This is a genomic window from Serratia sp. N21D137 (genome assembly GCF_047530005.1).
GTDB lineage: Bacteria > Pseudomonadota > Gammaproteobacteria > Enterobacterales > Enterobacteriaceae > Chania > Chania fonticola_B.
Genome location: NZ_JBLJAJ010000023.1, coordinates 75,147 through 86,485, shown reverse-complemented (window position 1 = coordinate 86,485; position 11,339 = coordinate 75,147). Strand labels below are relative to the sequence as shown.

Sequence of the window (11,339 nt, the reverse complement as noted above, 5' to 3'; positions counted from 1 at the left end):
CGAAATACAAGGAGAAAGCTACAGGAAAAAGACCTCAAACGCAGTGGCAAAAAAGCCATCTAAATGATGGTGTGGGAGCGGCCATTGTAGTTGACGCCGGATCGGCAAAAGTAATTGACGTCTAATATACGCCTTTCCATCACCGTTCCTTTTTTTATTATCAGATAGTGCCAAAGCCTTGCCCACCGCCTTTGGGAGGGCAATAGTATGCACCCAGGCAGCACAAAACGACATACCGCTTACGCAAAAAGACATCTGGGAATATACGGTAAACGGCATGCGGGAAAGTGGAGACGTCTCAAGAAAAATACAATACGCTACGGAGCAAACGATCAAGTAGGAGGCGGGATTACTCCCACCGTCCTTACAATAACATTATACGATAAACCGATTCACTAATTGGGTCATCGCTGCCGCTTGGTTGTCCAGTACCTGACTGGCACTGGCCGCTTGGGAAACCAAAGCCGCATTTTGCTGGGTGACTTGTTCAAGCTGATTCAAAGCCAGATGAACCTGCCCCACCCCCAATGATTGTTCGTTGGCGGCCTGAGCGATATCGCTAACATATTGCTTCATCAGCCCAGAGTTATCTGCTGCCGCTTTTAGCGCGATCCCGGAAGCCGAAACCCGGGCGACGCCTTCCGCAATTTTTTCCATATTTTGATTAATCAGCTCTCGGATCTGGCTCGCCTCTTTAGCACAACGTTGAGAGAGGTTACGCACCTCACTCGCTACCACCGCAAATCCCCTTCCGGACTCGCCAGCTCGAGCGGCTTCTACCGCAGCATTGAGCGCCAATAAATTGGTCTGAAAAGAAATGTCGTCAATAGAAGCCACGATACGTGAAATCTGCTCGCTAGAATTACGGATCTCCGACATGCTCTGGCTGGCTTCATTCGCCACGCGATTCGCCTGCATGACATCGCGCTCCATCGCCAGCGTAAGTTGTTCAGCTTCGCGGGCGTTATCTGCAGTCTGGGAGATCGCCGTGGACATTTGTTCCATGCTGGCCGCAGTTTCAACGATAGATGCCGCCTGTTCATCAGTACGTTGCGCCAAATCCTGATTGCCAGCAGCAATATCACTGCTAGCATGGTGAAGGATCTCCGAGCCGGATTTAATCTCTTTAACAATATGCTGAATATTTTCAATGGATTGATTATAGGCATGATTCAGTGCTGACAACTCATCACTACCCGGCACGCTAAGGCGTTGGGTCAAATCCCCCTCCATTTCACCAATCGTTTTCAACGTTCCTTGCAGTTGCAGATGGATACTCCGCGCAACGACGATGGCTATCGCCAAGGCAACTGCCAGGGAAAGAAGGCTGATGCACAGGAAAGTCATCCATTCGCTACGTGCCGTGCGTGACAACTCTGCAGCATACTTTTGTAACGCGTCAGCGGTTTGATTCTCTAGTTGACGCAGCACTTCAATGCGCAAAGTCTGAGCCTTGAACCAATCAGTAGGATTAACCTTGAATCCACCGGTTGCGACTTTATCGAGCGCAATCTCACGAAACTTTAGGGCATCAGTTGCCGATGTAGAACGTAATGCGCCATCAAGCGCCGCCGCCTGCTCCGCGGTGCTGAAACGACGAGTCGCAGAAAGCCAGGCCTCTTGTTTTCCCACCACATCGCTCAACTGGCGGAATTGCCCATCACCAAAACGATCGCTAGAGAAAACGCTGGAGAGTAATGCTCGCTCTATTCCCGACTGTTCTTTCAGGTTAAGCAGGCTGTAATACGCTGACAATTCTTGGCCGATTTTGCCCGATGTCGTCAAATGCCCAATACCGCCAACAAAATCCAGCACCTGGGCGATGGTCTTGGTATAGAAACCAATGGCTTGTGGCGCCGCGGTGTGTAAATTGCTGACATTATTACGCACCTCGCCAAGTAACTGGGTTTGGTCGTTAAATAACTGAATCGCGGATGTATCAATCCCTTCCAATGCGCTGCGATCGGTTTTAGATAACAGTTGGCTAAATTTCGCCATAGCCGCATCGGTCAGTTTACGTTGATCCGCTAGTTCAGCGCGAAACTGCCCACCGCCAGAGCCCAGGTAACCTGCGCTCATACCACGCTCTTTTTGCAGCTCATGCACGACATCCCCTGCACCACGCGCAATTGCCGTTAGCTGAACGATGACATCCATCTGACGTTCGATATTGATACGGGTTTTCATACCCGACCCGGCAAACCAGCATAAAGCCAGTAGCAGTGGAAACAGAGCAATGAAAAGCTTCATTCTCATCGATATACGGTAGATCCCTAACATCCGGTTTCGTCCTATTTAGGTGACAACATCAATAGAACAGCTATCGGCCTGCTTTAAGCACCCTTTAACCACAATGATGGAATTGTTATTATTCCATTGATAAATATCATTATTTTTATTAAAGCATGAGAACTGCCAATGCAACCTCCCTCCTTTGCTCTACCACTTCATCCTCACTTCACACAGCCCCGATAAAATGGCCAGATTCTAACTTCGAGGGATTGAACGTGATTTTTACCAAACGCCTGTGGGCTATCCTCTTTCTCACCATCGGCCTGATGACCGTGCTGGTCAGCCAAGCTCGCGAGCTACCTGCGGTGCAGGATGGTGACATCATTTTCCACACTTCCCGCTCGGCACAGAGCCTGGCGATACAGCAGGCAACCGGCTCACGTTACAGCCACATGGGCATCATTGTGCTGCGAGATGGCAAGCCTTACGTATTCGAAGCGGTATCAACGGTGAAATATACCCCGCTGGCCGCCTGGATCGATCGGGGAGAGCAAAAGCATTTTGTCGTTAAACGCCTCAAGAACGCCAAGCAAATGATGACGCCGTCCGCACAGTTAAAAATACGCCAGCAGGTTAAAAGCTTTGCCGGGAAGCCCTACGACATGCAGTTTTCCTGGTCGGATGAGAAGCTATATTGTTCGGAATTGGTGTGGAAGATTTATGATCGCGCACTAGGGATACAAATCGGCAAGCTGCAAAAAGTACGTGAATTTAACTTTGGCTCTCCTGCCGTACAGCAGAAACTGAAAGAGCGCTACGGAACGCAAATCCCGTGGGAGGGGTCGGTTATTTCGCCGAAGGCGATGTTTGAATCACCGCTGCTGGTCACGGTGATCGCGAATTAATCTACGGTGACGTCCCCCATCCACATGGATAGGGGACTGTATGTGCTACATAGTAGCTCGGCATCTGACAACAGCCCCGGGCTAGCTTGCGTCCTGCACCCGCAACTCCACCTCATGCGCCTCGTCCGCCTGCGGGATCTCCAATTTGCTCAGCATCCGCGCCATCGCCTCAGCAGGTACGCTGTATTCCCGCTCGGCATTCTGCCGCAGCCACTGGGCATACGGTACTTCCAGGTAAACAATCTTCACCCTTGCGCCATAGGCGATAAACAACTCAACCAGTTGGCTACGCAACTGCCGGGTAATATTGGTGGCATTCCAGACAAAAGGTTCGCCCCGCCGTAACAGCGTTTTAGCCTGCAACTTGGCCTGCTGCACGACCCAGCCAGTCGCGTTTTTGTCGGTTGGCGAAAGCCGATGCTGGCGGCGAATATTGTCCAGGCTGATAACCTCAAGCCCAGCGGCATGCTGCGCGATATAGCGATCTTTACCCATTCCCGGCAGCGCACAAAGTAACGTCACTTCGCTCTGAAATTGTTCGTAGGGAACAAAATCCACGCTAGCCTGCGAATGCGTCAAATAGTGGTAACGCTGGTTATCGCTCGTAAAAGGACGCGCTTGCCCCCAGCATTGCTGTTCCTGACAGAACAGTTCGAACAGCTCGATATTATCCAGCAGGCCGTTTTGGTCTTCACACTCGCGGCCCAACACATCTGCCCGTGCCAACATCGCCAGCAACCGTGTATCTAACCGTAGGGCCGCTAATAACAGCGCCCGCTCCGGCGATGGTCGCCCCATGATCCACAACGGCAAACCATGAAAACGCACCAAGGCCGCAACCTGTTCACGCAGCTCAAACGGCGTAACGATATCCCGATAGAGGATCGAGCGCGTGGTCAGCTCACCGCGTTTAGCGTGGTTGGGTGAGGTCACCGAACCATCGTCTGCAACCCGCGTGGTGCTGCGCTTTTCTACATCGTGCAGCAATGCGGCAGCCCAAACCAGCTCCTGCTGTTGCTCTGGCAATGCCAAAAACTGCGCAGACTCGGTCAGTGCCGCCAGCACGAGCTGGGTATGGATTGCCACATCGCCTTCCGCATGATGGCGAGGATCTTGTGGCACCTGATGCATGTCGGCCACCCAGCGGAATTTATCCGCCAGCCTGCCCCACTGCTTGTCTTCACTTAAGCACCACATGGTTTATCCTCCTGCTGATACTCATACGCCATACGCGCTCGTTGCCAATTCACTCTCCAGTGACGATCGGTTTTCACATGGTTTTTACGCACGTACTTAAACACGTTATGGGAAAACTGAGCCACTGGGAATTCAGCCGCATTGCGAGTGACAATCCCTTCCATGGTGCATGGCAAGCCGGTATGCACGTCATGCGGCGCAAAACTCCCTACTCCCCCCACCAGCGCCAGTATTGCCGAGCGGTATTCTTGTTCCGTCTGGCGCGGCACGTCCTGCACCACTTCTGGCACACAGGCAAAATCAAATAATGCCGCGTAAAACTGCACTTCTTGCCAACTCAGCCACATGTCTTTACAACGTACGGCGAATAGATAGAAGTCCTGTTGCAGGCCACGATATTCGATCGAATGCGTGGCATACAGGTTCTCGCCAAACAGTTCGATATCGCCCAGGTCATTTTTAATCAATTGCCAACGCTGGCGGATCTGGCGCGTCCAGGCAGAAACCGTCGGTGCCGCATGGGAGCGTGCAAATACGCCATACCGATTCAGGCAGTTATTCTCACCATCGAGCTTTTCCGTATGGATCAGCGAGGGGATTAGCCGTATGTCTTGCCAATAATGCTTATTGATCCGATCGTCACTGGTGGTTCCCGGTGAGAACGGATAATGGTACGTCCGACCATATTTACGTGTTTCCATTTCTTTTCTTCTTATAGCGTTACCGGCCTGCCCCATCAGGCCGATATTGATTAAGCGAGCGGCGTAAAGCTTTCGCCTTTAAACACCCGAACCGGTGAACCACGCACTATTTGATGGTGAAACATCCGTCGCTCAGCACGCTGTTCGTCCAGTTGCTGTTGCTCAAGCTGTTCCAAACGGTGAGCGATCAGCAAATACGCCAAACGTTTATTGGCATGTTGGCTGCGCTCGGTCTGCACTTTGACGCTAATGCCGCTAGCGATATGGGTGGCGCGAATAGCCGATTCCGTTTTATTTACGTGCTGCCCACCTGGCCCGGAGGACTTCAACGTCTCAAAGCGGATCTCGCTCTCTTTTGGCACCGCTGCCGGAGAGAAACGCGCTGCACCAATAAACCAGTTCTTTCTGGAGCGTCCGGAGCGCCATGGGCTTTCACAAATCCACTGCAATGTCCCGCACCACTTGGTGGCCAATGGCTCCGCCGCTTCGCCGTTAAGCGTCAATAACACCGAACGCAACGTGCCCGGCAGGCGGCCCTCTTCCCGCTCAACCTCATGCAGTTCCACCTGCATGGCCTGAGCCTCTTTGTGAAACTGGCGCAGTGCCAGGCTCACCGCCAGGCAACATTCATCCGGCCCCTGGGCGGCAGAAATCTGTAATAAGATCATCACTGCCCCCCGCTGGTTTTGTAGGTCAACACCGGCTGCATACGCGCCACCAACGTGACCAATCCGGCCTGCTGCAAGGCTCCCACTACGCTATCAATCGGCTTGTAGGCTTCTGGCGCTTCCTGATAAATCAGCTGGCGGTCGCGGCAAATCACCCGGCTGCCGAAGCGGGTTCTGGCCAACTGCTCGGTGCTGAAACGCGCTGATAAGCGATCTTTACACTCGGAACGCATCCATTTGCGCCCCGCGCCGTGCGCCAGTGAATACAAACTGCTGGCGGCAGGTAGCGGTTGGACGATATAGCTGTAATCGCCGCGCGAGCCGGGGATCACCACCAGACCTTCATCCGACGGCGTAGCCCCTTTACGATGCAGCCAACCAGGCACGCCCTCGATAGTGGCCGCCGCCAGCAGGTTATGATGGATATCCAGCAGGCAATCGCCAGCAGCGCGTAACCGCTGCAATATCCGCTGGGCAATCAGCTGCCGGTTTAAGCCTGCAAAATCCAATGCCTGTTGATGCTGTTGCAGATAATCGTTGGCCGCATCGGTATTTTCCAGCAGGCCATGATGCCCATAGGTGCGCACATGCTGTTCCAGTATTAGCTGGCCCAAACCACGCGAACCGCTGTGCACCAACAACATCAGCCGTTTTTTATCAAGACCGGCCTGCGGCTGATATATTTCGTCGATGCGTAACAGTTCAGCAAAATGATTACCGCCGCCAATGGTGCCCAATGCCCGAGAATAATCGCCAAGCGCGGGAGGAATATCCCCCAACTCTTCTTGCTCTAACGGGCCGTCAATATTGCCCAGCTTTTTTTCCAATTTATCCAGCGACTGTTTCATCGCCAGCAAATCTGTTTGCCATAGCGACATACCGCAACCGATATCATTACCGATTAACGCCGGGTAGAAGCGATGTTGTGAAAAGAAAGCGGCACCGACCGGGTAACCACGTCCAGGATGCAAATCTGGCATCCCGACCACACGCACCATATCCGGCAGCTTGGCGGTAATTTCTAATTGTTGGATTGCATTTCCTTCAATCCAGGTGTGTTCCGACGCGATCAATGAAACTCGCGGCGTAACGGAGCCAATAGTATTGCTCATAACCAATCCTGATTACTATTTTATCTAATTTTTTGGATTTGGCGGGCGGTAGCCCTAGCAATACCTGGAGAACAGGAAATTATGCCTGAGGATACGACCCGCAAAGGGTAAACAGTGCTTGATAATTCATGATGTACCTCCTTTGCAAAGTGAATGAATGGGAAAACGCGGCGATAGTACATATAAACTCCAGCGTTAGCAATGGTTGTTCGCGTCGGCCACCAAAATTTAATTCGGGGTGCCGAAAAGTTTGACCCAAGTCAACGTTGCATTTAATTGGCCGCTGGCTGGATAGACTCTGCTGACGATTGTCAGTATATAAATGCAAATGGTAATCATTTTCAGTTAAACTATGACAGGTCTGAATGGCTATGTTGCCACGCATCCCTGCCTCCATCAGTTCTGCCCCATTGAAGGAACTTGCTGTTGAAACATGACACTGAGCTGAATTTAACCCCGCATTTTGCACTGACAGGCAATCAGCCGTTTAAAGATCGTCGAGCCATGATGCCGCTGCGCGGCGCGATCCCCGTAGAAAAACCGCTGCTGGCACCAACCTGGCAAACTGTTATCGGCCAGACCGCGCCCAGCCGCAAGCGGCTGGTGTATCTACACATTCCGTTTTGTGCCACCCACTGCACCTTCTGCGGCTTTTACCAAAACCGTTTCGAGGAGGACAGCTGCACCCGCTACACCAATGCGCTGCTACGCGAGATAGAAATGGAGGCAGACAGCCCTCTGCATCAGTCTGCGCCAATCCATGCCGTCTATTTTGGCGGTGGAACACCTTCGGCGCTTGCCGCACGGGATCTGGCACGTATTATCACCACACTACGCGAACGCCTGCCGTTGGCCCCAGACTGTGAAATCACCATCGAGGGCCGGGTGCTAAACTTTGACGATCAGCGGATAGACGCCTGTCTGGATGCCGGAGCCAATCGCTTTTCGATTGGTATTCAGTCGTTTAATAGCAAAATCCGTAAAAAAATGGCTCGTACCTCCGACGGCGCAAGCGCCATTGCGTTTATGGAAGGACTCGTTCGTCGCGACCGCGCTGCCGTGGTCTGCGATTTGCTATTCGGCTTACCTGGTCAGGATGCGAAAGTTTGGGGCGAAGATCTGGCGATTGCCCGCGATATCGGGCTGGACGGTGTCGATCTCTACGCCCTCAATCTGCTGCCCAATACGCCCCTGGGTAAGGCAGTGGAAACTGGCCGCACCTCGGTTCCCTCACCTACCGAGCGGCGAGATCTCTATTTGCAGGGCTGCGACTTCATGGACCAGGCGGGCTGGCGCTGTATCAGCAATAGCCACTGGGCGCGCACCACCCGAGAGCGCAATTTGTACAACCTGCTGATTAAGCAGGGCGCAGACTGCCTGGCCTTTGGCTCCGGCGCGGGAGGCTCGGTCAACGGTTATTCCTGGATGATTGAGCGCAACCTCACTAGCTGGCACGACTCTATCGCCGCGGGTCGCAAACCGCTGATGATGATGATGCGTACCTCCGGTAACCGAAGCCAGTGGCGTCAGCCGCTACAGGCTGGCGTGGAAAACGCGCGCATCCCGCTGGATGAACTGACGCCTCATGCAGAGCAGTTGAAGCCGCTACTCGCACAGTGGCATCAGGCGGGGTTAACCCGCGACGCCTCAACCCGCCTGCGCCTGACCAACGAAGGGCGCTTCTGGGCAAGCAATATTCTGCAGTCTCTTGATGAGCTGCTCCAACAACTGGATCTGCCGCGTATTGCGGTAGCCACCCTCTAACAGGAGTGAACGATGAAACCATGGCTGATTTTTGGCGCTGGCGGTAAAGGGGTCGGCGCGCTGACTCTGGAACTTGCGATTGCGGAACAGCGTCCGGTGGTTGCGGTGGTGCGTAATCCTGATGCCGCCGCTCGCCTGCGTGAGAAAGGCGTACAGGTTTATCTCGGTGACGCTTGTGATGCCATTGCGGTCACCCGCGCTTGCGAAGCTGCTGGTGCCAACGCAACAATCATCTCGTCAATGGGAGGAGCACAGGATTATCTGGCCCACAGGACAGTGATAGATACGGCAGAAAAGTGTGGAATATCGCGCATGATCCTCGTCACCTCGTTGGGCTGTGGCGACGGTTGGCCGTTTCTGTCACCACGCGCCAAAGCGGGGTTTGGCCAGGCGGTACGTGAAAAATCGCTGGCGGAAAGCTGGTTACAGACCAGCACGCTAGATCACGCCATCTTGCGCCCCGGCGGGCTGCTAAACGGCAATGCCACCGGCAAGGCGCAACGTTTTCAGGGGCAGGAAGTTCATGGCTTTGTGATGCGTGCAGACGTTGCTGCACATGTCCAGCAACTGGCAAGTGCCCCCGCACTCAATCAACAGGTCTATAGCCTGGTTGAACCCGGTCTTAAACCTGCTTAATCCCCACGCGGTGCTGCCCTATCAGCGCCGCAATCACTCCGCCAAAGCACGTATCACCTTGATCAGCTCCGATTTACCTTCAAAGCCAATCCCTGGCAGCTCCGGTATAACAATATACCGAGGAAGCTGAACTGGCCCCTCACCCCAACCCTCTCCCACAGGGATAGGGAGCTGGTACAGCGCCATTTTCAGGTACAGAAGTCAGTCTTTAGGCAGATTGGTGATAAGGACGAATGTAGTAGCCAAGGGGAGCCATTTTCAGGTGCAAAGTTAGTCTTTAACCAAGCTGGTTTGAGGACGAATTTAGTAACCAATTTGTGGCACGTTCGGTCCCCTCTCCCTGTGGGAGAGGGCTAGGGTGAGGGGTAAAGTTATAAATTGCTAACGCGCTTATCCTTTGGATACTTCACCGTATAAGACAGGGTGAATTTCTCGGACTGATTCGCTGGTAAATCCAGTGCCCACTGTACGTTGCCGGTGTCTTTATCGTAGCTGGCACCGTCGTACTTCAGTCCGTCGATAGTAATCGCCGAGTCACGACTTAGCGGCATCTGTTCCATCACCACCAGCTTAATCGGCTCTTTACGGGTATTTTTCACGCTGGTGACAAAGGAGTACTGTTGGCTTACCGAATTGCCAAAAAACTCCGCCTTCGAAGTCAGCTGCTTGCCATTTTCGCGGTTAACGATAATCTTTTTGTCCCGGCCTAATGACAGATCCAGCGTCTCTTTGGCCTCGGCGATATTGATATATCCCTGGCCGACAAATGAACCCTCGAAGAAAATACTGGACTTGCCCGGCAACAAATTAAGCGGCTCCCAGTCTTTTAACTGTACCTGCAAGAAGGCATCCGGTTCGATTTTCGGCACCACCACGTAGCGATAGTCGCCCTGAACGTCCACATCCTTGATGGTGACCGAATGCCCTTTGCCATCGGAGGCAATGTTATAAGGCAAGGAAATGCTAAAGCGGGTATTCACTCCGCCAGCATCGGTGACCACATAGTCTGAGAGAGAACGTTTAGCTCTGCTGGCCATTGCGCCATCAAGCTCTTGAGCATCCGCGCCAGCGGCCATCTCAGCAACGGGAGCCGGTGCCGGTCTGGGTATCGACATTGCCATCTTGGAACTTGAGTAGTCCTGATAAAAATCGAGATACCAAGGTTGCAACTTCGGCGCCTGCGCCCCTTCGCTTGGGTTGCCGCTGGAAAGCGTCAGGTTGACCTTATCCCAGTTGATGCCGCTGTTCTGAAACACATTGGCCTTGTAGCTCAGCTTGACCGGCTGGGTAATGCTGTTGACTCGCACATCGTAAGTCGGCACCCAGCCGGCATCTGGGATCACATAAGACAGCTTAACGTTGCTGGTCACGGCTTTCGCAGTGTAAAACTTCACCACCACCTGATTCACCGTTTGGCCAGTCTTCTGCTGGGCCTCGTCCAACTGGCTCTTCAGCTTTTCGATGCTTTTGTCAATCGCGGCGATCTTCTCTTTAAGCTCGATATCCGCCAGCAGCACTTCACTCATGCGGCGACTCACCAGTTCAAGCATCTGATTAACCTGCTCAACGGAAGCGCCCTCTTTCTCCGAACCCAGCGCCCGGTTACTTTCCAGCACCGCCAGCTGTGCCTGGATCACTTCCCGCTGTACGTTCAGTTTGCTTTGCTCACGCACCTCATCATCAATCTGCTTGGTTAATTGCTCCACTTCAGGCGACACATGTTCGGTGAGAAAATCGCGTTTTATGCTGAAAGATTGCACGACCACGCCGTTATCGGCATCAAGCATCAGGCTCTGTTCGTTCAGCCCGCTGGCAATATTGGTAAAGACGACTTCGCTTTCCCCCGCCGGTAGCGTCACTTTACTGCTGTTGAATAACTCGGCACCGCGAATAAAGACCGTCACGTCGTTGAGCGTGACATTTTGCGCCTGAGCCAGGCCGGTATAGGCCAACAGCACCGAGGCTGCCAACAACGTGGTTTTAAATCCTGGGAAGAGGGTCATCGTCATTTATCCTTAACAAAGAGGTTCCGTGCAGAATATCGACGAATTATAGCATGCAGCCTGGTGGTAAGATTTCTGAAAGATCATAGCGTTCTAAAGGTAAAACAGCGATATTCGTTTG

9 protein-coding genes are annotated in these 11,339 nt (G+C 53.0%); 3 read left to right on the top strand and 6 right to left on the bottom strand.

The window, feature by feature from the left end; translation table 11 throughout:
* Positions 1-375 precede the first annotated feature (375 nt).
* Positions 376-2,280: a methyl-accepting chemotaxis protein gene (locus tag ACMV5H_RS17860; protein WP_115157995.1), complete on the bottom strand. Its 1,905-nt coding sequence runs from the start codon at positions 2,278-2,280 to the stop codon at positions 376-378.
* A gap of 278 nt (positions 2,281-2,558) precedes the next feature.
* On the opposite strand from ACMV5H_RS17860, the gene ACMV5H_RS17855 reads away from it, so the two are divergent.
* Complete coding sequence (locus tag ACMV5H_RS17855; RefSeq protein ID WP_051363736.1) at positions 2,559-3,137, top strand: YiiX family permuted papain-like enzyme; 579 nt, start codon at positions 2,559-2,561, stop codon at positions 3,135-3,137.
* 81 nt (positions 3,138-3,218) lie between these two features.
* Here ACMV5H_RS17855 and ACMV5H_RS17850 read toward each other — a convergent pair whose 3' ends face one another.
* The 4 genes from ACMV5H_RS17850 to ACMV5H_RS17835 are packed head-to-tail and all read right to left on the bottom strand — an operon-like array spanning position 3,219 to position 6,815.
* A complete protein-coding gene (locus ACMV5H_RS17850; protein ID WP_257013703.1) occupies positions 3,219-4,334 on the bottom strand; it encodes an AAA family ATPase in 1,116 nt (371 codons plus the stop codon).
* Positions 4,322-5,035, bottom strand: a complete 714-nt coding sequence (locus tag ACMV5H_RS17845) for an RNA ligase family protein (RefSeq protein WP_115157996.1) — start codon at positions 5,033-5,035, stop codon at positions 4,322-4,324. The genes ACMV5H_RS17850 and ACMV5H_RS17845 overlap by 13 nt, the downstream gene beginning before the upstream one ends.
* A gap of 50 nt (positions 5,036-5,085) precedes the next feature.
* Positions 5,086-5,703, bottom strand: coding sequence for a peptide chain release factor H (gene prfH / locus ACMV5H_RS17840; RefSeq protein WP_059201028.1), 618 nt, complete (start codon positions 5,701-5,703; stop codon positions 5,086-5,088).
* On the bottom strand, positions 5,703-6,815 hold the full coding sequence (locus tag ACMV5H_RS17835; RefSeq protein WP_414822234.1) for an RNA ligase RtcB family protein: 1,113 nt from the start codon (positions 6,813-6,815) through the stop codon (positions 5,703-5,705). The genes prfH and ACMV5H_RS17835 overlap by 1 nt, the downstream gene beginning before the upstream one ends.
* Positions 6,816-7,241: 426 nt before the next feature.
* Here ACMV5H_RS17835 and hutW point away from each other — a divergent pair, with 426 nt between their 5' ends.
* Positions 7,242-8,579: a heme anaerobic degradation radical SAM methyltransferase ChuW/HutW gene (hutW, locus tag ACMV5H_RS17830; protein WP_414822233.1), complete on the top strand. Its 1,338-nt coding sequence runs from the start codon at positions 7,242-7,244 to the stop codon at positions 8,577-8,579.
* 12 nt (positions 8,580-8,591) lie between these two features.
* On the top strand, positions 8,592-9,215 hold the full coding sequence (gene chuY / locus ACMV5H_RS17825) for an anaerobilin reductase (protein ID WP_115157999.1): 624 nt from the start codon (positions 8,592-8,594) through the stop codon (positions 9,213-9,215).
* 371 nt (positions 9,216-9,586) lie between these two features.
* Here chuY and ACMV5H_RS17820 read toward each other — a convergent pair whose 3' ends face one another.
* Positions 9,587-11,224, bottom strand: coding sequence for a DUF4139 domain-containing protein (locus ACMV5H_RS17820; protein ID WP_094983268.1), 1,638 nt, complete (start codon positions 11,222-11,224; stop codon positions 9,587-9,589).
* Positions 11,225-11,339 lie beyond the last annotated feature (115 nt).

What these genes read in the sequence shown, in the direction of transcription:
- ACMV5H_RS17845 (WP_115157996.1), bottom strand. Translation starts at nt 5,035, where the DNA reads ATGGAAACACGTAAATATGGTCGGACGTACCATTATCCGTTCTCACCG.
- ACMV5H_RS17835 (WP_414822234.1), bottom strand. Translation starts at nt 6,815, where the DNA reads ATGAGCAATACTATTGGCTCCGTTACGCCGCGAGTTTCATTGATCGCG.
- chuY (WP_115157999.1), top strand. Translation starts at nt 8,592, where the DNA reads ATGAAACCATGGCTGATTTTTGGCGCTGGCGGTAAAGGGGTCGGCGCG.
- ACMV5H_RS17820 (WP_094983268.1), bottom strand. Translation starts at nt 11,224, where the DNA reads ATGACGATGACCCTCTTCCCAGGATTTAAAACCACGTTGTTGGCAGCC.
- ACMV5H_RS17860 (WP_115157995.1), bottom strand. Translation starts at nt 2,280, where the DNA reads ATGTTAGGGATCTACCGTATATCGATGAGAATGAAGCTTTTCATTGCT.
- ACMV5H_RS17855 (WP_051363736.1), top strand. Translation starts at nt 2,559, where the DNA reads ATGACCGTGCTGGTCAGCCAAGCTCGCGAGCTACCTGCGGTGCAGGAT.
- prfH (WP_059201028.1), bottom strand. Translation starts at nt 5,703, where the DNA reads ATGATCTTATTACAGATTTCTGCCGCCCAGGGGCCGGATGAATGTTGC.
- ACMV5H_RS17850 (WP_257013703.1), bottom strand. Translation starts at nt 4,334, where the DNA reads ATGTGGTGCTTAAGTGAAGACAAGCAGTGGGGCAGGCTGGCGGATAAA.